Genomic DNA, 20,337 nt, shown 5'->3' with positions numbered 1-20,337 from the left:
CTCCGCAGGGCTCAGAGCGGGACGACGCGGTGCTCGGCCGCCGACCGCCGGGCGGCCTCCAGAACGGCGAGCACCCCGGCCACCTCCTCCGGTTCCACCGGGGGAGGGGCGCCCTCGCGCAGGCACGCCACCACGCCCCGGTAGAAGTCGAGGTAGGCGCCCGGCTCGGTGCGGACCGGGCGGTGGCCGGCGTCGGCGCCCAGGACGCCCCAGCGCTCCTCCGGCTCCTCGCCGAAGCCGGGGGAGCCCGGATCCGCGCCCGCCCGCAGGCGTTCCTCCTGCACGTCCAGGCCGTGCTTGACGTATCCCGCCCGGGAGCCCAGGACACGGAAACGGGGGCCGGGCATCGGCGCGACCGAGCTGACCCACAGGTGGGAGCGGACGCCACCCGCGTGGGTGAGGGCGACGAAGGTGTCGTCGTCGGAGGCGACGCCCGGACGGCGCACCTCGGACTCGGCGTAGACCTCGACGGCCGGGCCGAGGAGCCGCAGGGCCTGGTCCACCAGGTGGCTGCCCAGGTCGTACAGCAGGCCGCCGAGCTCCTCGGCGCCGCCGGCCTCGCGCCAGCCGCCCTTGGGGACGGGACGCCAGCGCTCGAACCGGGACTCCAGCCGGGTGACCTCACCGAGTTCCCCGGAGGAGAACAGTCGCTCGACGGTCAGGAAGTCGCCGTCCCAGCGGCGGTTCTGGAAGACCGTCAGCATCAGGCCGCGCTCGCGCGCCAGCCGCGCCAGGTCGCGGGCCTCCGCCGCGGTCCCGGCCAGCGGCTTGTCCACCACCACCGGCAGGCCCGCCTCCAGCGCGGCCCGCGCCAGCGGCACGTGGGTGCGGTTGGGGGAGGCGACCACCACCAGGTCGCTCTCCTCCCACAGCTCCGCGGCGTCGCCCACCGCCCGCGCGCCGTACCTGCGGCGCACCTCGGCGGCCCGCTCCGGGTTCCCGGTCACCACCGCGGACAGGCGCAGACCCGGCGTCGCGGCGATCAGGGGGGCGTGGAAGAACGCCCCGGCCACGCCGTAGCCGACCAGCCCGACGCGCAGGCCGGCCGTCGCGCCGGTCACCGGCCCGTCTCCGGGTCGGCCGCCGAGCCGGTCGCCGTGGCGGTCGTGGTGCCGGCCGTCGCGGTGGCCGTCGTGGCGGTCGCCGCGTCAGTCGCCGCGTCAGTCACCGCGTCAGTCACCGTGCCGCTCGTCCCGCTCGGCGAGGAACGCCTCGAACTGGGCGGCGAGCTCGTCGCCGGTGGGCATCTCGGACGGCTCGGCGATCAGGTTGCCGCGTTCGGAACCGGCGGCGAAGGCGTCGTACTGCTGCTCCAGGCCGCTGATGGCGGTGGACAGCTCCGTGGACGCCTCGATCTGCTCGGCGATCTCGACGTCGGTCTTGGCCGCGGCCTCGCGCAGGCCCTCCAGCGGGAACACCAGGCCGGTGCTGCCGGTGATCGCCTCCAGGGCGGTCACCGCGGACGCGGGGTACTCCGCCTGGGCGAGGTAGTGCGGGACGTGCACCGCGTGTCCCAGGGCGTCGTGCCCCTCGGCGCCCAGCCGGAACTCGATCAGCGCGGCGACGCTGCCCGGCACCCGCACCTCGCCGAAGACGCTGGTCCGGCCGGAGACCAGCTCGGGGCGGGTGGCGTGGCTCGTCACGCCCAGCGGGCGGGTGTGCGGCGCCGCCATCGGGATGCCGTGCGCGGTCACCAGCGTGCCCACGCCCAGCCGGGTGACCAGCGTCCCGACGGCCGCGACGAACAGCTCCCACTGGAAGTCGGGCTCGGGGCCGGTCAGCAGCAGGAACGGCGTGCCGGTGGTGTCATGGACCAGTCGCAGGACGAGCTCGGAGCTCTCCACGTCGGACCACCGGTCGGTGTCGAACGTCATCACCGGCCGCCGGGAGCGGTAGTCGAGCAGGCGGTCCACATCGAACGTCGCGATGACCCGGTGCTCCAGCTCGGCGAGCAGGTGGCCGACGGCGAGGCGCCCCGCGGCGCCGGCGTCCACGAAACCGTCGAAGTGGTAGAGCAGCACCGGATCGGTCAGCTCAGGGATGTCATCGCTGAGCCGGTAGAGATCCGTCGGGTCTGACACCGTGTTCCAGCCTTTCGTCAGTCGTCTCTTGAGGTGAACCCGTGAGGCGTCCGGTGAATTCCGCCGGTCACGGTGATCAGTGGGCACCCTACCGGGGCGGAATGGAGCGCATGCAGCCTGACCCGGAGCCGGAGGAGTTCGCCACCCGCCTGTTCGGCCTGGCCAGAGCGGGGGAGACCGACCTGCTCCGGGCCTATGTCGAGGCCGGGGTGCCGGTCGATCTGACCAACGACAGGGGCGACACCCTGCTGATGCTCGCCGCCTACCACGGCCACGCCGCGACCGTCCGGGCGCCGGCCGAGCTGGGGGCCGATCCCGGCAGGCCCAACGACCGCGGGCAGACGCCGCTGGCCGGGGCCGTCTTCAAGAAGGAGTCCGAGGTGGTGCGGGCGCTCCTCGCGGCCGGCGCCGACCCGTACGCGGGCACCCCGCCGGCGGCGGACACGGCGCGGATGTTCGGAGGCGACGAATATATGAAATGGTTTCAGAACCAACCGAAAACCTGAAGTTGGTATTTACGGATGTATGGGAAAACGTTCGGTGTTCGTCCATTCTTGACGGGTGGAGACTACGACGGCCCGACGGGCATTCCGGACGCTTCGCATCCCCCCACTTCCCTGCCCCTTCCCCGGCCAGGTCAGCCCGCACGCTGATCAGGTGGACAAGGAGACCCTGGAGTGGCTCGCAGACTCCGGGATGCTCGACGACGAGATGATGGAACGTTACCGGCAGGCCGGATACGGCTGGCTCTGCGCCCGCACCTACCCCTACGCCGGCCATGACGCGCTTCGCCTGGTGACCGACTGGTGCGTGTGGCTCTTCGCCTTCGACGACGTCTTCTGCGAGTCGGACCGGCGGGCCGCGGAGATCGCCCGCGCGCTGCCCCGCTTTCTCGCGGTCCTCGACGAGCCGGAGACGGCCGGCCGGCCCGGCGACGCGTTCGCCAGGTCGCTGCTGGAGATCAGGGAGAGGATCGCCGCCTCGGGCGACGCCGACCAGCTGGACCGCTGGTGCGCGGCCACGAGGGACTACCTGTCCGCGCAGGTGTGGGAGGCCGCCAACCGCGAGGACCGGGTGGTGCCCTCCTTCGACGACTACGTCTTCATGCGGCGGCGGACCGGGGCGATGCTCACCGTATTCGCGCTCATCGACATCGCCAGCGGCCGCCGCCTCGCCCCCGGCGAATGGCGCCACCCCCTCGTGCGCGCGGTCACCGGACACGCCAACGACGTCGTCGTCTGGGACAACGACCTCATCTCCTACGCCAAGGAGAACGAGGGCGTCAACGCCCGCAACAACCTGGTGACCGTGCTCGCCCGGCGCCGCCGCTGCTCCCGGCAGCGGGCGATGGACCTGATCGGCGGGATGCGGGACCGGGCCATCGCCGCCATGGTGGCCGCCCGCCCGGGGATGGAGGCACTCGGCTCCGAGGCGGTGCTCGCCTACCTGAGCGGCCTGGAGTTCTGGGTCAGCGGGAGCATCGACTACTCGCTGACCAGCTCCCGCTACACCGGCGCCTGGGAACGGGCGGCCGGCCGCGCCTCCGGCTGACCGCCGCGGATCGTCACGGCCGGCCGGGCCGCGCCTCCGGCCGGTCGCCGCGGGTCGCCCCCGGGCGGCCGGGCCGCGTCCTGCGCCGGCCGCCGCGGGTCGTCACCGCTGGGCGACGGGGTCGTCGGAGTCGCCGCCGAGGGCCAGCTCGATCAGCTCGTCCAGGTTGAGCTTCCTGCCCTGGGCGAAGGCCTCCTCGAACTCCTCCTCGCCGAGGACCCGCTTGCACTCCTTGACGCACCGGTCGTGCTCGGAGTTGAAGAACGGCGAGCTCATCCGCGGCATGCCGAAGGTGCGCCAGTTGGCCTGCCCGCCGCCCATCAGCAGCGCCGACAGCCCCGGCTGCCCGGCGTCCAGGGCCTGCCTGGCGACCACCTCGATCGCCAGGCCGATGCCCAGCACGTCGTGGAAGTAGCGCTTGAGCCGCAGCGCCTCGCGGGCGCTGTCCATGGCCTCGGACAGGCGGCCCATCCCCTGGCAGACGCTGGCCAGGGCGTAGATCGCGTAGGAGCGCAGCCACAGCTCGCCGCGCTGGGTGCAGACCGCGATGCAGTCGCGCAGCAGCGTCTCGGCCTCCACCGGGTCGTTCTGCATGAGCAGCACCATCGACAGCTCGACGATCGAGGGCAGCAGGCCCGGATTGAGCTCCCGGCCGCTCTTGTGGAACTCGATCGCCACGCCCAGCAGCGCGCTGGCCTTCTGCAGGTCGCCCTGGAGGAAGGCCGCGGTGCCGAGCATCTTGGTGGCGAGGATGACGGCTCCGGAGTCGCCCACCCGGACCGCGTCGGAGCTGCACTTCTCGGCCGCCTCCACGGCCCCCGTGCTGTTGCCCTGCGCGCTGTTGATGTAGGACAGCACCCACAGGGCCTTGCACCGCTCCGGGGTCGGCTGCGGCGCCAGCTCCAGGGTCTTCTCCAGGTAGAGGCGGCCCTCGCGGGCCAGGCCGCAGGCCACCCACATGAACCACAGGGACGACAGCAGCTTCAGCCCCTCCTGGACCTCCGCGGGGTCGCGCAGGCAGTAGTCCAGGGCGACCCTGATGTTGTCGTGCTCGTGGCGCATCCGGACGTACCAGTACACCTGGCGGGCGCCGGACCAGGCGTCCTCGCTCCGCCTGGCGAGCTGGAGGTAGTAGTCGCGGTGTTTCCTGCGGACGTGGTCGGTCTCGCCCAGCTTCTCCAGCCACTCCTCGCCGTACTGGCGCAGCGTGTCGATCAGCCGGTAGCGGTGCCCCGACGGGGTGCCGTCGCTCAGCAGGATCGACTTCTCCACCAGGCTGGAGATGAGGTCCATGACGTCCTCGGCGGGCAGGTTCTCGCCGGAGCAGACGTAGCGGGCGGCGTCGAGCTCGAAGTCGCCGGCGAAGACCGACAGCCTGGCCCACAGCAGCCGCTCGGCGGGCTCGCACAGCTCGTGGCTCCAGCCGATCGCGGCGCGCAGCGTCTGGTGCCGGGGCAGCGCCGTACGGCTGGCCCCGGCGAGCAGGCTGAACCGGTCGGCCAGCAGGCCGAGGATCTGCTCCACCGACAGCGCCCGCATCCGGACCGCGGCCAGCTCGATGGCGAGCGGGATGCCGTCGAGGCGGCGGCACAGCTCGGCGACCGGGCCGATGTTGTGCTCGTCGAGCACGAAGTTGGGCACCACGGCGCTCGCCCGGGCGGCGAACAGCTGCACGGCCTCGTTGGTGAAGATGTCCTCACCGGGCGTGTCACCGGGTACGGCCAGCGGCGGGATGGCGATCGTGTGCTCGCCCCGGGCGTTCAGCGACTGGCGGCTGGTCGCCAGGATGGTCAGGCCCCCGGCGTTGCTCAGCAGATCCTCGAACAGCTCGGCGCAGGCGTCGACCAGGTGCTCGCAGGTGTCGATGATCAGCAGGATCTCGCGGTCGCCGAGCCACTCGATCAGGGTCTCGTCGGCGGAGCGGGACGACTGGTCGGCGATCCCGAGGGCCGCGGTGATCGTGTGCCGGACCATCCCGGAGTCCTGCAGCCGGGCCAGGTCGGCGAACCAGACGCCGTCCTTGAACTGGCTGCGCATCAGGTGCGCGATGCGCAGCGCCGTGCGCGACTTGCCGACGCCGCCGATGCCCGTCACGGTGACCAGGCGGTGCCGGCCGAGGCGCTGCCGAAGCGTGGCCAGCAGCCTCGTGCGCCCCACGAAGCTGGTCAGCTCGTTGGGAAGATTGCCGTCTCGCCGCCATTCAGATGGCGTTGCCATGGCCGCCTCACGGGGGTAGTGCCAGGGGGAGATCACACCTGCCCTGGCATCGTACCCGCCGGGACCTCGGGCTGTCCTCGCTCGCGGATCATCCGGCGGCCGTCCCGCCGGTGCTCCCGCCGCCGCGCGCCGGCGGCTCACCCCGGAGGTTCACGCCGAAACGGGGCCGTTCCTGACTAGCATGGACGGGTGAGCACGCACGAGCCCGACGACCTGCGGCCCGTCGACCTGTCCGATGACGGCCCGCCCATCCTGCCCGACCAGACCTCCGACGACACGGACGTCGGCTGGGGCGACTGGCGGCGATCCGACGACGACGCCCGCCTGCTGGAGGAGCGCCCGCCCCACTGGGGCTGACGGCGGCCACGGGCCGACCGTGCCGACTGTGGCCCGGCCGTGCCGACTGTGGCCCGGTGGGTCCGGCCCGGTGGACGTATCCATCCCGGCCGGTCCTCCCCGCGGCCCGTCAGTCGCGGGGGAGCAGGGTGCCCAGCGGCCCGAGGTCGAGGTTGAGGTCCGACCGCTCCAGGCCGAAGCGGTCGCACAGGTCGTCCATCGCCTCGTCCAGCCGCATCAGCGTCAGCCCGAGCGCCTCGACCTGCTCGCCGGTCAGGTCGCCGTGGTCCATCCGCCGCACGCACTGCCGTTCCACGAGCTGGCGCACCAGCTCGACGACGGTGAGCACCAGGCAGCTCAGGTCACGCTCGACGTGCTCGGGGTCGGTCCTGATGCGACGGGGGGCCGAGTGCTCCCCGGACGGCTCACGGCGGTCCACGCCAGACCTCCCGTCCGTGCCGGGCCCCCTGCTCCGCCGGCCCCGACTCGCGGACGGACATGATCAGCAGGCGCAGGGAGATCTGCACCAGGTCGATGTCGGCGATGGACAGCACGACGTCGCCGTTGACGGTGACGCCACCCGCCAGCAGCCGGTCCAGCAGGTCCACGAGCGCCACACGCTCCGGGGGCAGACGCCCCTCGGTGGCCAGCGCCGCGCCCCGGGGCCCCTCGTGGGTCATCGCACGCCTCCGGCGTCCGCCGTGCCGAGGTCGAGGGCGGTGAACGAGTAGGGAGCCCAGGGGCCGGTCAGCTCGATGTCGGCCCCCTGCCCCCGCAGCGAGTCGACGACGGCGGCGAACTCGCCGCCGCGGTCGTCGTCGACGAGGTAGGCGCCGTTGAGCACCATCGCCTCCTCGCGGCCGGACAGGCTCGGGTCCTGGGCCCGGTGCCGCCGGCTCGCGACGGAGACGGCCGCCAGTGCGGCGTGGACGTGCTCGGCCTGGTCTGCCGCGGTCCGCCACGCGTCCTCCCGGCCGCGCAGGCTCGCCCGGCGGCGCTTCAGGTAGGCGGTCCCCGGGCTGTCGGTCCCGGAGGCCCCGGAGGTCCCGTCTGAGCCGGCGGCCTCCTCTCCGGAAGGCGGGGCGGCCTCGCGCCGCGCGTACGCCTTCACCCCCCACTCGCTGCGTCCGGCGACCTGCGACAGCAGCGCGACGAAGTCCTCCCGCCGCTCGCGCAGCAGCTCGCGGACCTGCTCGTCGCCGCCGTAGACCGTCACGAGCCTGACCGGCGCCGTCGGGGCCGTCCCGGCCACCGCCTCCACGACGTGGTGGTGGGCGCGGGCCGTCTCGCCCACCCAGTCGAGGTCCTCCAGGGAGCGGCGCAGCGGCTCCTCACCGAACCGGTTCAGCGGTACGGTGCTCACATACGCGACCAGGCCGGCGTCCGCCACCGTCCGCACGGGCGTTCCGGCCACGCCGGTCAGGTCGCTCAGACCGTTCGGGCCCGCGGGACCGGGGGCGTCCGCGTCCCGGACGATCGCATAGACATACGTGCCGGTGTCCGGCATGTCTCACTCCTTCGGTTCGCTCCCCGGCCGCCCCGTGCCCGGCCGCCCCGTGCCCGGCCGCCCCGTGCCCGCCTCCGCCGGGTCCGGCTTCCTCACTTCCCCGCCTCGCGGGGGCGCCCGCCGCCGGACCGGCCCCGGGCCTGGAGGGGACGGCGCTCCTCCTGCTCGCCGCCCAGCTCCTGCCGGCTCCGGTGCTCCTCGAACTCCTCCCGGCGCTCGCGGCCCTCGCGGAGGTCGCGCGGGTAGTCCCTGTACTCGGAGTCGTTCTCCGCCTCGGCGAGCCGCCTGCGCAGGCGGCGGTTCTCCTCGGCCAGGTCGTGGTCGGGCCTGCTGAGCCACGGGTCGTGCTCCCACCAGTCGATGCCCAGCTCCCTGGCGGTGTCCACCGAGGCGATCAGCAGCCGCAGCTTGACCGTCAGCAGCTCTATGTCCAGCAGGTTCACCCGGATGTCACCGACGATCACCACGCCCCGGTCGAGCACCCGCTCCAGGATGTCGCCGAGGTTGGTGGTGGACTCGCGCCGGGCGGGCGGTCTGCCCCCGTAGCCCGGGGAGGCGGAGCCGTACCGCGTCGGATCGCTCACTTCGCCACCCCCGCTACTCGTCGCCCTTGCCGCGCTTGTAGCGCCGCGTCCTGCGGTAGGAGAGGAGGTCGCCGTCGGCGTCGAGCTGGATCTCGTAGAGCGCCAGAATGTCGCCGGAGGAGGGGACGCGACGGTCCTCGACGACCTCGATCCCGACCTTCCAGCCGTCCTGGTCCGGCTGCACGAACGTGACGCCCTCCGCCTCCCGTCCGGTCAGGTCGCCGATCTGCTCCAGCCCGGTACGGCCGGCGCCGGCCGCGGTCAGGCCGCGCGGGCGCCGCCGGGCGCGCCGGGACCCGCCGGCCGGCTCGTCCCGTTCCTCCTCGAAACCCTGCTCCTCGTCGAACTCCTCGTCGTCGAACCCCTCCTCGTCCTCGGGCAGGTCGTCCTCGACGGCGCCGCCCCGGCCACGCCCCTTCTTCAGCGGCTCGTCCTCGTAGCCACCTGAGGCACCGGCCCCGTCGTCCCCGGTGCGGGCCTTCCGCCTGGCGGGCACGCCGATCACTCCTCTTCCCCGCCGCCGTACGGCGCGGCGCGAGGCAGGTCGGGCTGGGTCACCATCCGCTCAAGGATCTCCGTCATGGCCTCTCTCTCCTCCTCCTCGGAGATCTCCCCAGAGCGCCTGGCCTCCTCCAGCTCCTCCAGTTGCCGCCGGACCGCGGCCGGATGGTGCAGCTCCATCTCGGCCTGGTCCTGGATCACTTCGGCGATCTTGACGAGCGCGCGGAGCGGCAGCAGCGGCAGGCCGACGGTCAGATCGAACAGCAGGTCCACAACGTCACCCCTCCGGTTGCGGCGCCGCCACGAAGTCGTACGGCGCCAGCGGGCCGAGCAGCCGCAGGCCGATCCGGCCGGCCCAGCGGTCGCCGAGGTCGTCCAGCGCCTCGTCGAACTCGTCCTGCCGCTCCTCGTCCACCAGGACGGCCACGTACGCGGCGTCCTGCTCATGGGTCGGCTCCCGCACCGAGACCGCGACGCACAGCGGCGCGACGGCGTCGACGAGCTCCTGGGTGTCGGCGTCGCGTTTGGCCGCCACCGCCTCGCCGATCATCTGCCCGAGCCGGATCCGCGCGTCCCAGGTCGCCTCCTCGGGCTGCCCGCGAACCTCCTCGCGCAGCCGTTCGGCCTCGGGGTTCTCGTCGAGGACCTCTCTGATGATCACCGGTTCGACGTAGCGGCCCTTGATGACGTACTCGGCGCGCCCTTCGAGCTCCTCCAGCGCGGCGAGGAACTCGTCGTGGTGCGGGGCCAGCAGCTCCTCCACCACCTCCTTGGGCCCGGTCATCACCGCCCCGAAGCGGAACGGCAGCACGGGCACCTCGGAGGCGGTCGCGTCCAGCAGCTGCTCGTGGGCCAGCAGGTCGTCGGGCCTGCCGAGTGGGCGGTCCAGGACGATGTCGCTCACCAGGGCGGCGATCTCGCCGTGCCGTACCAGCGTGACCTCCCCGTCGTCCACGCCGAGCGTGCCGGGCTCGGTCTCGACGTCCGCCGGGACGACGCCGTAGACGTAGGCGTAGCCGGTGCGCCCGCGCCGGGTGGTTCCGCCCGACCGGGAGGGCGCGGCCTTGCCGGTCGTCTTCCCCGCCGTCCTGCCGGTCGTCTTGCGGGCCGGTTTCGTGGTCGTCTTCCCGTCGGCCTCGCCCGCCGTCCTGCCGGTCGTCCTCCGCGCGGGTTTCCGCGCGGCCTGCTCCGATCCGGTGGTCGCCGTCTTTCCGGTGCTGCCCGGCATGTCAGTACTCCTCCCTCCGGCGGCGGGACGCCGGCCGACGCTCGGACTCGGACTCGGAGACGAAGTCGCGTAGCTTCTCCCCGGCGGCCTCGATGGCTCCCTGGGCGATCCCCTTGGTCTTCGACTTGCTGATGCCCTGCGTGGTGCCCTCCAGGACCTCCGGCAGCCCCTTGCCGCCGGTCTGCGACAGGTCCAGCCGGTTGGTGGCCTCCGCGAAGCGGAGGTAGGTGTCGACGCTGGCGATGACGATGCGCGCGTCGATCGTGAGGATCTCGATGCCGACGAGCGAGACCCTGACGAAGGCGTCGATCACGAGGCCCTTGTCGAGGATCGTGTCGATGACGTCGGCCAGGCCCGACGAGGACCCTCCGCGGCCACCCCCTCCACCCGACGAAGGCTGCACGATGGTCATTTGGTCTTCCCCCGATTCCGTGTTCGCTCTCCGTCTCCCGGGGCACGTGTCCCGGGGCCTTGCCGGTCACGCGTTCCGGGAACCTCCGGTCTTGCGTCGCGGGCCTTCGGGCCAGGTGCTCCGGCCCTCCCCGATCAGGCGTTCCGGGCGGCGGCCCTGCGGCGGGGCCGGCGGGCGGGAGGCTCCTCTTCCTCCTCCTCGTCCTCCTCCGGCTCCGGTTCGGCCCGGCGGCCCCGCGCGGCCGGCTCGCGGCGCGGCGCGGCACGCCGCCGTCCGCGTGCGGTCCGCGGCTCCTCCTCTTCCTCTTCCTCCTCTTCGGGCTCCTCCTCCTCTTCCTCCTCTTCCTCCTCGCCCTCTTCCTCGCCTTCCTCCTCGCCCTCTTCCTCTTCGGGCTCCTCCTCGGCGCCCTCGCGCTCCTCGGGCTCCTCCTCGCCGGCGGCCTCGGCGCGCTCGCGCTCCTCTTCCTCCTCGCGCAGCGCGGTCTCCTGGTCCTTGACGACCTCGCCGTCGCGGATCTCGCCGCGCCAGCCCTCCAGCTCGTCGGGCTTGAGGACGGTCTGCATCATGACGTGCCGTCTGAAGTGCTTGAACTCCAGGCGTACCCGCCGGCCCTGGGCCCGCCAGAGGTTGCCCGTGTACTCGAAGAGACCCTTGGGGTTGTACTCCAGGACGAGCAGGACCCGGGTCATGTCGGGGGTGATCGCGTGGAAGGTCACGCAGCCGTCGACGTAGCCCTTCGCGCCCTCGGAGCGCCAGACGATCCGCTGGTCCGGCACCTGGTCGATGATGGTCGACTTCCAGGTGCGGTGGGAGAGGAAGATCTGCGCCTTCCACTGGGTCTTGTTGTCCTCCTCCTGGTTGACGTTCTCGACCTTCTTCATGAAGGTGGGGAAATCCCCGAACTGGGTCCACTGGTCGTAGACGAGCCGGCGCGGGGCGCCGATGTCGATGGACTCGACGATGTTGGTGACCTTGAGTTTCTTGCCCTTGCCACCGCCACCCTTGCCGCCGGTGATCTTCTTGAGCAGACCGCCTCCCGCCATCTTGGCGACCCCTTTCAGCCCGGAAGCAATCGGATGCTTGGAACCGATGACGGAACCAGCGAGCCCGAGCAGGCCGGAGTCGCTGTTCTGCATGTAGTCGGTCAGCCGCCCTGTCAGGTCGTCGACCTTGTCGCTGACCATGGAGAGGAGCCGGTCGCCGAGGGCTTCGGCGAGGTTGCGGAGCTCGTCGGTGAGTTCATCGACGGGCAGCGCCCGCTCGACCTCGCGGATCAGCCCGCCGCCCTTGGAGGTCTCGGCCATGGGGCGTCACCCCCGTGCCCTGCGGACCGGCCGCTCACGCGCCGGCGTCGTCTCGCGCTGGACGGCGCGGCGCCTGCCCGCCCTGGCTCGCGGCGGTTCCTCCTCCTCTTCCTCTTCTTCCTCCTCCTCGGGCTCCTCCCGGGCGGAGCGTGTCCTGGCGGCCTGCCTGCCCTTGCCGGTGGCGCGGCGCCGAGGGGGCTCCTCCTCCTCTTCCTCCTCCTCGGGTTCCTCTTCCTCCTCGTAGTCCTCTTCCTCGGTCTCGGGTTCCTCCCGGGCGGTCCTGCCCTTGCCGCGGGCCGCGCGGCGCCTGGGGCGCTCCTCCTCTTCCTCTTCTTCCTCGGGCTCCTCCTCGGCTCCCTGCGCCCTGGTCCGCAGCGACTCGGCGCGATCGTGGAGCTTCGAGGTCAGGGTGTCGATCTGCCTGCTGGCCGCCGCCCTGGCCGCGGCCTTGCCCACCTCGAGCAGCTCGCCGCGGACGGCATTCGTGATCTTCTCCAGCTCGGGGGAGGAACCGAGCAGCTTCAGGCCCTGCTGGAGCAGGTCGCCGCCGGGGCCTTCCTTGCCGCCCAGCTTCCCTAGCTTTCCTGTCGCGCCCGCCGCCGCCAGTGCGAGCGCGGCGCGCAACTTGTGATGCCGTCCGAGAAAGTAACCCGCGGCGACACCGAGGGCCACCTGCAGTCCGCACTTCACGATCGCCACTCCCCAGTCGATCACTCCGTCATGGGATCCGACCGTCCGGAAGACTCCGCCGGACGGGAGGGAAGACGCCGCCGGAAGCGGTCGCCTGCCGCGTTGAATGTGCCGGAAGCCTCCGGCTCCCGAATTAGCGTTTGCATACCCGTAAAAGCGATAAAGAAACATATACGGGTAAAAAGCGGACATAAATGGCGATAGGAAAAGCGATGGCCGGGGCCGTGTTCCGGCCCCGGCCACCGAGGGCACCGGGCGAATGCGTCGGACGTCATGAAATGACAGGGAAACGCGGGGGTCTACTCCGTGGATCTCCGCCGCGGACGGAAACCCCCGGGTGGTCGCGGCGGGCGCGACGATCCGCAGGGCCTAGGAGACCACGTCCTTGCGGCGGAACCTGCGGAAGGCGAAGGCGACCAGGACCAACGAGTAGGAGACCGAGACGGCCACCCCCTTGACCATGCCGCCGTAGTCGGGCTGCGGGGCCAGGGCGTCCATCCACGCCGTGCTCCAGAACGTCGGCAGGAACTCCCGGAGCGCCCCGAGCGCCTCCACCGCCTGCAGGATGGTGCTCACGATCACCAGGCCGACGGCCCCGCCGACCGCGCCGAGCGGCGAGTCCGTCGAGACCGACAGCAGGAAGGCCAGCGCCGCCACCACGAGCTGGCTGACCAGCACGTAGCCGACCACGACCCCGAACCGGGGCAGCACGTCCGCCGCCGCGACGGTCTCGCCGGTGCCGGGCACCCGTACGTCGTGCCAGCCGAAGGCGAGGGTCCCGGCCAGCAGCGCCATCGCCGGCAGGCAGACCACCGCCGCCGTCGAGTAACCCATCGCCACGATCAGCTTCTGCCGCAGCAACCGGTCACGCGGGACGGGGGCGGCCAGCAGGTAACGAAGCGAGGACCAGTTCGCCTCCCCGGCCACGGTGTCACCGCAGAACAGCGCCACCGCGACGGCCAGCAGGAAGCTCGCCGACACCGACAGGGCGAACGCCGCGAAGTTCAGTCCGCCCTCGGTCGCGAGGTCGGAGACGCGCGTCGCCGCTCCCCGCCGCCCGGACCCCGCGCCGAGCTCGAACGCCACCACCAGCACCCACGGCAGCGCGAGCAGCAGACCGAACATGACCATCGTGCGGCGCCGCCTGAGCTGGCGGACGGCCTCCACCGCCAGCGGCAGCGTGCGCCGGGCCGCGTACCCGCGGGCGGAGCCGTCCGCGGCCGGCGGCCCGGCGGTGGAGCCGCCCAAGCCGCCCAAGCCGCCCACGCCGTCCGCGCCGCCCACGCCGTCCGGGCCCGCCGGAGCGGGCGCGGAGCCGTTCACGGTCTCTCCCCGGGTCATGCCTTCTCTCCGATCAGGTCCAGGAACACGTCCTCCAGCCGGGCGCCCGCGCCGCCGGCCGGAGCGCGACCGGCCAGCAGGTCGCCGACCGTCCCTGCCGTGACGAGCCGCCCGCGCCGCATGACCACCACGTGACTGCAGGTCTGCTCCACCTCGGCCAGCAGGTGGCTGGAGACGATGACCGTACGGCCCCGCGCGGCGTAGGCGATCAGGACCTCGCGCATCTCACGGATCTGGGGCGGGTCGAGGCCGTTGGTGGGCTCGTCCAGGACCAGCAGGTCGGGCAGGCCGAGCATGGCCTGGGCGATGGCCAGGCGCTGCCGCATGCCCTGGGAGTAGGTGCGCACCGCCCGGTCCAGCGCGCCGCCGAGCCCGGCGATCTCCAGGGCCTCGGTGAGGTGCGCGTCCCCGGCGGGTCGTCCGGTGGCCCGCCAGTACAGCTCCAGGTTGGCCCGGCCGGTCAGGTGCGGCAGGAACCCCGGGCCCTCGACGAAGGAACCCAGCCGGGACAGCACCGGCGCGCCGGGCGACACCCGGTGGCCGAAGATCCGGATCTCGCCGCCGTCCGGGCGGATCAGGCCCATCAGCATCCGCAGGGTGGTGGTCTTGCCCGCGCCGTTCGGACCGAGCAGGCCGAGCACCTGGCCCTGCCCGACGGTGAAGGACAGGTCGTCCACGACCCGCTCGCCGTCGCCGTACGCCTTGGTCAGGCCGCTGATCCGCAGCGGGACGTCGCTCAGGTCCGGGTCGTGGCCGGCGGCTCCGCGGCGCCGTCCGGTGAGGACCAGGACCGCCGCGACGACGAGGGAGGCCAGCGGCAGCGCCCAGGTCCACCAGGCGGGGCCCGTCGCGGGGGCCCGCAGGGCCGTGGCGACGGGCACCGTCACCGACTGCGAGACCAGGCCGACGACGTGCACGGACGGCGCGGCCGGGGTGCTGTAACCGAGGTCGGTGGTGGTGAACGCGACGCGCAGCCGGTGGCCGGCGTCGAAGCGGTGGTCGACGGCCGGCAGGCGCACCGTGGCCTCCCCGGCGCCGCCCGCCGGAACGGTGATCCGGACGGGGGCGGCGAGCCCCGCGGGCAGCGCCGGCGCCTGCCCGTCCGCGACGTCGTACAGCTTGGCGAACAGCGTCACCTCGTCGCCGGCCGCCTTGTCGCCGGCCGCCTTGTCCCTGGTCGCCTCGTCCCCGGCCGCCGGGGACGAGGTCCTCCCACCTTCCGCGCCGGACGCCGGACGGACCCGTACCCTCACGGTGGCCGAGCCGGTGACCTGGAGCGGGGCGGTGAGCGGCGCGGAGTCGAAGACGGCGCTCTGACCGGGCATGTCGGCGGACACGCCCAGCCCCGCCGCGCCGCCCGCGAGCCCGGCGAGCCCGCCGAACCCGGGGATGGTGGAGATCGAGGCGGGGGAACCGCCCGGCGGGTTGGCCACGGGCTGCTCCGCGCCGCGCAACGGCACCGCGGTGTTCCCGGAGCCGGACAGGCCGGGGTAGCGGGTGGCGGTGGCGTGCGACTGCACCGGGCGGCGGGTGCCCGGATCGCGGCCGCCGTCGCGGGTGACGGTGAACGCGGCGCCCGGCTCGCCCGCACCGGGCGTCCGCTTCAGATGGCGGTCGAACCAGCCGAGGGTCCGCTCGTGCAGCCAGTCGGCCTCGCCGTCGCCGCCGTCGTGGCCGCCGTCGAACCAGGCGACGCCGACCGGCGCGCCCGTGGCGGCGATGGCCCTGGCGTTGGCGTCGGCCTGGCCGAGCGGGAACAGCGAGTCGCTCAGTCCCTGGAGCAGCAGCGTCGGGACCCTGATCCTCCCGGGGACGGAGACCGGGCTGGAGCGGCGCAGGATGCCGACCGCCTCCGGCGTCGCCCGGCCGGTCTCGGCGACCCGCTGGTACATGTCACAGATCTCCGGCAGGAACCGGCCACACCGGACGTCCTGCGCGGTGGGCGGGACGGCGGGGGCCGCCCCGGCGGGGTCGCCGGAACCGCCCGGGTCGCCGGACCCCTCGGAACCGCCCGGATCCCCGGTGCCGTCCGCGGAGTCCGCGCCGTCCGTGGAGCCGGGGCCGTCCGGGGAGTCCGCGCCGTTCCCGCCGCGCTGGGGGCCGAGGGCGCCCGAGCCGGACAGCGGCTCCGGGCCGCTCCGGCTGAAGAACAGCCCGGCCCACATCCGCTTGAACACGCCGTTCTCCGGCCCGCCGCCGCCCGCGTCCGGGAACAGCGCGTCGGCCAGGTCGTACCAGGTGATCTGCGGGACGATCGCGTCGATCCGGGGGTCGTGGGCGGCGGACATCAGGGCGATCGCCCCGCCGTAGGACCCGCCCGCGACGCCGACGCGCGGGTCGCCCGCGGCGTCGAGCAGGACCTGCGGCTGCCGCGCCAGCCAGTCGACGAGCTGGCGGACGTCCTTGACCTCGTAGTCGGGGGAGTTGAGCGCGATCTGCCCGCCGGAGCGGCCGAAGCCGCGGGCCGACCAGGTCAGTACGGCGTAGCCCTCCCCGGCCAGCCGTTCGGCCTCCTCCCGGACGCTCTGCTTGCTGCCGCCGAAGCCGTGGGCCAGCAGCACCGCGGGTGCCCGCCCGCCGCCCGCGGGCGGGAAGAAAGCGGTGTCGAGCCTGACGCGCTGGTCGTCCCGGGGGCCGTCGGTCACCGTGATCCACCGGTCCTGGGCCCGTATCGGCGGCGCGGACGGCCACAGCAGCCAGGCGGTGCTGATGACCAGTACGACCGCCACCGCGATCCAGGTGACCGTCCTTCGTTGCATTCCGTGAGCTTACCGATGCCTGCTGAGAGCCCGCTGAGACGCCGTCCGGGGAGCCCCGCCGGAGGCCGTGGCGGTCCCATCCGCGGCGGTCCGGGTGAAGAGCGGCGGAGGGCGGCGGGGGCGGCGGCTAACGCTGCTTCGCGAGCCACTCGTCGAAGGTGGTGGGCGCGATGCGGGCGCCCTCGCGGGGCAGCAGCACGTCGCCCGCCATCTCCGGGCCGAACAGCGACGACCACGTCGGCACGAGCCTGACCGTGCGGCCGCGCGCGTCGTTGGTGCGCCGGGCCATGTCCACCAGGTCCTGCGGGTCGGGACCGGCGACGTCGGGGTGACGTCCCTGCGGCGTGCCCGTGGCGATCTCGGCGAGGACGTCGGCCACGTCCTCGGGTGCGATCGGCTGGATGAGCAGCGGCGCGACGGTGGCGACGCCGTCATGCTCGGTCCAGCTCGTCACCATCGCGGCGAAGTCGTGGAACTGGGTGGCCGGAACGATCGTCCACGGCACCCGGCCCTCGGCCACGAGGCGCTCCTGCTCGCGCTTGCCGGCGTAGTGCGCGTTGCCTTCGACGCGGTCGAGCCCGGCTATCGAGAGCAGCACGTGGTGGCGGACGCCGGCCCGCTCCTCGACGGCGAGCAGGTTCCGGGTGGCGGCGCCGAAGTACGCCACCGCCTCGTCCCGGTCGGCCGAGGTGCAGTTCGTGGCGTCCACGACGGCCTCGACGCCGGCCAGGGCGGCGTCGAGGCCCTCGCCGGTGGTCAGGTCCACGCCGAGTGAGCGGCTGACGCGCACGACGTGGTGCCCGTCCCGTTCCAGTGCGGCGGCGGTGAGGGCCCCGATGTTCCCGGTGGCTCCGGCGACGGCGACGCGCATGGTCGGCATGATGGTCTCTCCTCTTGTCCCGTCTGTCTCTTCGCTACCGCGAACGGTATCTCGGACTAAATGGATCTGCAATGTCTCCGATAGGATCGGGGCATGAAGCTGCCCGGGAGCACGGAATGGCTGTTGCACTGCGCCGCGTCGCTGGCCCAGCTCAAGGCGGGTGACACCGCGTCGGCGGCGCAGCTCGCCCAGTACTTCGACCTGCCCGCGGCCTATCTCGCCAAGCAGCTGCAGGCGCTGGTCAAGGCCGGCGTGCTGGCCGCGACGACCGGCCCGCGCGGCGGGTTCCGGCTGGCCAGGCCCGCTTCCGAGATCACGCTCCTGCATGTCGTCGAGGCGGTCGACGGCGCGTCCTCGCCGTACGAGTGCCGGGAGATCCGCCGACAGGGACGGGGGGCGCTGCCCGCCGAGGACTGCCGGACCCCCTGCGTCCTCGCCGTGAAGATGGCCGAAGCCCACCGGGCCTGGCGGGACAGCCTCGCCGCTACCTCGCTCGCCGACATCGTCGCCACGCTGCCCCCGTCGGCTCCGTCCCGCACCCGCCTGCGCCTGACCGGAACGCCATAGCGGACCCGACGACGAGAATGTGGGCCATGTCACAGCCCGGTTGGGTTTCGTGGGGGTGACTAAGGGATGTCCCCGATTGCGGAGCCATGCCGGGCACGGGCATCATTTCGACGCGTGAAGTCAGTCGAGAGCCTCAGAAGAAAGGCCACTCCGCTCCTGGAGTGGGCGCTGCCCCTGTGGACCCGGGGGCCGGCGGGTCGCGAGACCCCGGACGACCTTTTCAGGGTTCTGTACACCGGGTGGCTGGTGGCCTTCTCCTTCAAGGTCCTCGGTGCTTCCTGGGACGTCTCCTGGCACTTCAAGTGGCTCCGGGACGACCTGGCGCCGCCGCACCTGCTCAACAGCGTCGGCACGGCCATCGCCCTCGCGCTGACGGTCGTCCACCTCTACACCGGCTACGGCGTGGACCGCCCGGCCCAGCGCCTCATCGGCTGGGGCACCGGCGTCTTCCTCCTCGCGGTGCCGCTGGACCTGATCAACCACCGCGTCAACGGGCTCGACATCACCTCGTGGAGCCCGTCGCACATGCTGCTCTACGTCGGCACGCTCTTCATGATCTGCGGTGTGATCCGCGGCTGGGCCATGGGCGCGCCCGCCGGACGGGCCAGGACGGCCGTCCTCGGCGCGCTGTTCGTCTTCCTCTTCGAGAACGTCTGGTTTCCGGCACAGCACCAGGAGTACGGCGTGTTCGGCCTGGCCGCCTGGGACCGCGGCAGCCCCGAGGCCGAGCCCATCCTGCTGCAGTTCGCCGCCGACCAGATGGGCCGCCCCGTGGACCGGGAGATGATGGTCCACTTCACGCTGCCCGTGCCCGACGCGGTGTACCCGCTCTACGCGGCGGTCGCCGCCATGATCGTGCTCGTGCTCGCCCGCGCGATGATCGGCCGGATGTTCGCCGCGACCTCGGTGGCCGCCGCCTACGTCGCCTACCGCACCCTGATCTGGCCGCTGCTGGCGATCGCCGACTTCCCCCGCTCGGCGGTGCCGGTCTTCCTGATCGCCGGGGCGGTCGCCGTCGATCTGGCGTTCCTCATCCGCGTCCCCGTGGTCCGGGCGGTGGTCGGCGCGTTCGGCGTCACCGTCGTGGTCGACCAGGCGCTGCGGGTGCAGAACGCGCTGTTCACCTCCCCGCCCCTGGTGCCCCCGATGAGCATGCTGGCCGGCGGCGTCCTGCTCGCCGCCCTGTGGCTGAGCATCGAGTGGTTCGCCCGGAAACGCCGGCCGCAGGTCGTCTAGCCATTCTGCGGATCCTCGCCACGGCGAGGATCCGCAGGACGGAACCTAGGACATGGAGGCCGTGGTCAGCGCCACCGCGGCGCCGTAGGCCAGGCCCATCACGGTGATCTCGGCCACCGTCCAGGCGACGACCGCCGTCCGCTGCCGCGCGGCGATCCGCGGCAGCAGGCGGAACCTGATGTGGGCGGCGAACGGGATCAGCAACGCCACGCACGCCGTCTTGGCCACCACCAGCAGGCCGTAGTGGCTGGTGAGGATCGCGTCCGGCAGCTCGACGCCGCGGGTCAGCGCCATCGAGGCCAGGCCGTTCACCAGCCCGGAGACGGTCACCAGCGCCAGGGCCACGGTCGCCAGCCGGGAGAACTTCGGCAGCGTCCGGGCCAGCAGCTCGCGGTCGGCGGCGACCAGCGCGACGATGACGGCCAGCCCGCCGGTCCACGCGGCCGCCCCCATCACGTGCAGCTCCATCGAGATCATGATGGGGTCGTGCCAGACCGAGTCGACGGCGTGACCGGTGACCGGGATCGGCAGCAGCCCGAAGAAGGCGATCACGATCCGCAGCTCGGCGGGGACCTTCTCGCCGAACCGGACCGCCAGCAGCCCGATCCCGGCGTAGGCGAGCGCGCAGGCGGCGCTGAACAGCATCCCCTGACCCGCGCCGACCTCCCCGACGTACTCGGCGATCATCTGCGGGGTGGGTACGGTCCCCGGGTTGAGCTGGGCGGTCTGGAAGACGATGACGACCAGCGCCAGCACCGCCCACGCCCAGGCGAACGTCACCGCGGCCGGACGGGCGCGGCGCAGCACCGGCTCGGTCCGCTCCTCGTCGTCGAAGCCGAGCAGCCGGGGCAGCACGCTCAGCCCGACCACCGCCACCGCCGCGAGGTCCAGCAGCGCCCGCAGCACCGGCAGGCCGTACTCCACCACCGGTCCGGGCAGCGGGATGCCCGGTACGGCCTCCTCGGCGGTCAGCGCCGTCGCGGCCAGCACGGCGAGCACGGCTCCCGACACGAGCCCGCCGGTGACCAGCCGCAGGGCCGTACGCGCCCGCGGGTCGCGCTCCCCGGCGCCGGAGGCCGCCGAGGTCCCCGAGGTCCCCGAGGTCCCCGAGGTCCCCGAGGTCCCCGAGGTCCCCGAGGTCCC

At 73.0% G+C, this 20,337-nt stretch carries 23 protein-coding genes; 5 read left to right on the top strand and 18 right to left on the bottom strand.

Translation table 11 applies throughout. From position 1 onward, the window contains the following. Positions 1 to 11: 11 nt before the first annotated feature. The 3 genes from AB0D67_RS16475 to AB0D67_RS16465 are packed head-to-tail and all read right to left on the bottom strand — an operon-like array spanning position 12 to position 2,081. Entirely contained in the window at positions 12 to 1,061 is a 1,050-nt protein-coding gene (locus AB0D67_RS16475; protein WP_362935318.1) for a Gfo/Idh/MocA family oxidoreductase, read from the bottom strand. Continuing rightward, positions 1,058 to 1,180, bottom strand: coding sequence for a hypothetical protein (locus tag AB0D67_RS16470; RefSeq protein ID WP_362935315.1), 123 nt, complete (start codon positions 1,178 to 1,180; stop codon positions 1,058 to 1,060). The genes AB0D67_RS16475 and AB0D67_RS16470 overlap by 4 nt, the downstream gene beginning before the upstream one ends. Then, the gene (locus AB0D67_RS16465; RefSeq protein WP_362935312.1) at positions 1,173 to 2,081 is read right to left on the bottom strand and encodes a PAC2 family protein; all 909 of its coding nucleotides are present in this window, start codon (positions 2,079 to 2,081) and stop codon (positions 1,173 to 1,175) included. Before AB0D67_RS16465 ends, AB0D67_RS16470 begins: the two co-directional genes overlap by 8 nt. A 101-nt stretch (positions 2,082 to 2,182) precedes the next feature. On the opposite strand from AB0D67_RS16465, the gene AB0D67_RS16460 reads away from it, so the two are divergent. Together AB0D67_RS16460 and AB0D67_RS16455 are read left to right on the top strand one after the other, a co-directional pair. Beyond that, positions 2,183 to 2,587 (top strand): ankyrin repeat domain-containing protein, encoded by a 405-nt coding sequence (locus tag AB0D67_RS16460; RefSeq protein ID WP_362935309.1) that lies wholly within the window; start codon positions 2,183 to 2,185, stop codon positions 2,585 to 2,587. Between the two features lie 151 nt (positions 2,588 to 2,738). Beyond that, a complete protein-coding gene (locus AB0D67_RS16455; protein ID WP_362935306.1) occupies positions 2,739 to 3,632 on the top strand; it encodes a 4-epi-cubebol synthase in 894 nt (297 codons plus the stop codon). A 102-nt stretch (positions 3,633 to 3,734) separates the two neighbouring features. Here the strand turns inward: AB0D67_RS16455 and AB0D67_RS16450 are convergent, their stop codons facing one another. After that, positions 3,735 to 5,849, bottom strand: coding sequence for an AAA family ATPase (locus AB0D67_RS16450; protein WP_362935303.1), 2,115 nt, complete (start codon positions 5,847 to 5,849; stop codon positions 3,735 to 3,737). A gap of 189 nt (positions 5,850 to 6,038) precedes the next feature. Between AB0D67_RS16450 and AB0D67_RS16445 the strand changes: the two genes are divergently transcribed. Beyond that, positions 6,039 to 6,206 carry a hypothetical protein gene (locus AB0D67_RS16445; RefSeq protein WP_362935300.1) on the top strand — a complete coding sequence of 56 codons (168 nt, stop codon included), beginning with the start codon at positions 6,039 to 6,041 and terminating at the stop codon, positions 6,204 to 6,206. A gap of 109 nt (positions 6,207 to 6,315) precedes the next feature. On the opposite strand, the gene AB0D67_RS16440 is transcribed toward AB0D67_RS16445, so the two are convergent. The 13 genes from AB0D67_RS16440 to AB0D67_RS16380 all read right to left on the bottom strand — a co-directional run bounded on the left by AB0D67_RS16440 (position 6,316) and on the right by AB0D67_RS16380 (position 17,382). Then, positions 6,316 to 6,624: a gas vesicle protein K gene (locus AB0D67_RS16440; RefSeq protein ID WP_362935297.1), complete on the bottom strand. Its 309-nt coding sequence runs from the start codon at positions 6,622 to 6,624 to the stop codon at positions 6,316 to 6,318. Beyond that, positions 6,611 to 6,865 carry a gas vesicle protein gene (locus tag AB0D67_RS16435; protein ID WP_362935294.1) on the bottom strand — a complete coding sequence of 85 codons (255 nt, stop codon included), beginning with the start codon at positions 6,863 to 6,865 and terminating at the stop codon, positions 6,611 to 6,613. The genes AB0D67_RS16440 and AB0D67_RS16435 overlap by 14 nt, the downstream gene beginning before the upstream one ends. After that, positions 6,862 to 7,692, bottom strand: coding sequence for a GvpL/GvpF family gas vesicle protein (locus AB0D67_RS16430; RefSeq protein ID WP_362935291.1), 831 nt, complete (start codon positions 7,690 to 7,692; stop codon positions 6,862 to 6,864). Before AB0D67_RS16430 ends, AB0D67_RS16435 begins: the two co-directional genes overlap by 4 nt. Positions 7,693 to 7,784: 92 nt before the next feature. After that, positions 7,785 to 8,186, bottom strand: coding sequence for a gas vesicle protein (locus tag AB0D67_RS16425; protein ID WP_362935610.1), 402 nt, complete (start codon positions 8,184 to 8,186; stop codon positions 7,785 to 7,787). A 103-nt stretch (positions 8,187 to 8,289) separates the two neighbouring features. Continuing rightward, complete coding sequence (locus tag AB0D67_RS16420) at positions 8,290 to 8,772, bottom strand: gas vesicle protein (RefSeq protein WP_362935289.1); 483 nt, start codon at positions 8,770 to 8,772, stop codon at positions 8,290 to 8,292. Between the two features lie 5 nt (positions 8,773 to 8,777). Continuing rightward, the gene (locus AB0D67_RS16415; protein WP_362935286.1) at positions 8,778 to 9,050 is read right to left on the bottom strand and encodes a gas vesicle protein GvpG; all 273 of its coding nucleotides are present in this window, start codon (positions 9,048 to 9,050) and stop codon (positions 8,778 to 8,780) included. Positions 9,051 to 9,054: 4 nt separating this feature from the next. Beyond that, a complete protein-coding gene (locus AB0D67_RS16410) occupies positions 9,055 to 10,005 on the bottom strand; it encodes a GvpL/GvpF family gas vesicle protein (protein WP_362935283.1) in 951 nt (316 codons plus the stop codon). A gap of 1 nt (position 10,006) precedes the next feature. Next, complete coding sequence (gene gvpJ, locus AB0D67_RS16405) at positions 10,007 to 10,417, bottom strand: gas vesicle protein GvpJ (protein ID WP_362935280.1); 411 nt, start codon at positions 10,415 to 10,417, stop codon at positions 10,007 to 10,009. Positions 10,418 to 10,551: 134 nt separating this feature from the next. After that, the gene (locus AB0D67_RS16400) at positions 10,552 to 11,721 is read right to left on the bottom strand and encodes an SRPBCC family protein (RefSeq protein WP_362935277.1); all 1,170 of its coding nucleotides are present in this window, start codon (positions 11,719 to 11,721) and stop codon (positions 10,552 to 10,554) included. A gap of 6 nt (positions 11,722 to 11,727) precedes the next feature. Beyond that, a complete protein-coding gene (locus AB0D67_RS16395; protein WP_362935274.1) occupies positions 11,728 to 12,435 on the bottom strand; it encodes a hypothetical protein in 708 nt (235 codons plus the stop codon). A gap of 345 nt (positions 12,436 to 12,780) precedes the next feature. Further along, complete coding sequence (locus tag AB0D67_RS16390; RefSeq protein WP_362935271.1) at positions 12,781 to 13,752, bottom strand: ABC transporter permease subunit; 972 nt, start codon at positions 13,750 to 13,752, stop codon at positions 12,781 to 12,783. Beyond that, positions 13,749 to 16,511, bottom strand: a complete 2,763-nt coding sequence (locus AB0D67_RS16385) for a CocE/NonD family hydrolase (RefSeq protein WP_362935268.1) — start codon at positions 16,509 to 16,511, stop codon at positions 13,749 to 13,751. The genes AB0D67_RS16390 and AB0D67_RS16385 overlap by 4 nt, the downstream gene beginning before the upstream one ends. A gap of 127 nt (positions 16,512 to 16,638) precedes the next feature. Further along, on the bottom strand, positions 16,639 to 17,382 hold the full coding sequence (locus tag AB0D67_RS16380; RefSeq protein WP_362935608.1) for an NAD(P)H-binding protein: 744 nt from the start codon (positions 17,380 to 17,382) through the stop codon (positions 16,639 to 16,641). A gap of 102 nt (positions 17,383 to 17,484) precedes the next feature. On the opposite strand from AB0D67_RS16380, the gene AB0D67_RS16375 reads away from it, so the two are divergent. Both AB0D67_RS16375 and AB0D67_RS16370 read left to right on the top strand, forming a co-directional pair. Further along, positions 17,485 to 17,958 (top strand): Rrf2 family transcriptional regulator, encoded by a 474-nt coding sequence (locus AB0D67_RS16375; protein ID WP_362935265.1) that lies wholly within the window; start codon positions 17,485 to 17,487, stop codon positions 17,956 to 17,958. Positions 17,959 to 18,072: 114 nt separating this feature from the next. After that, entirely contained in the window at positions 18,073 to 19,194 is a 1,122-nt protein-coding gene (locus AB0D67_RS16370; RefSeq protein ID WP_362935262.1) for a hypothetical protein, read from the top strand. A gap of 45 nt (positions 19,195 to 19,239) precedes the next feature. Here the strand turns inward: AB0D67_RS16370 and AB0D67_RS16365 are convergent, their stop codons facing one another. Next, positions 19,240 to 20,223, bottom strand: a complete 984-nt coding sequence (locus tag AB0D67_RS16365; RefSeq protein ID WP_362935606.1) for a CopD family protein — start codon at positions 20,221 to 20,223, stop codon at positions 19,240 to 19,242. Positions 20,224 to 20,337: the final 114 nt, after the last annotated feature.

The sequence above is a fragment of the Streptosporangium sp. NPDC048047 genome, from assembly GCF_040653115.1.
In the GTDB taxonomy this organism is placed as follows: domain Bacteria; phylum Actinomycetota; class Actinomycetes; order Streptosporangiales; family Streptosporangiaceae; genus Streptosporangium.
This window is presented reverse-complemented; position numbering and strand designations above follow the sequence as displayed.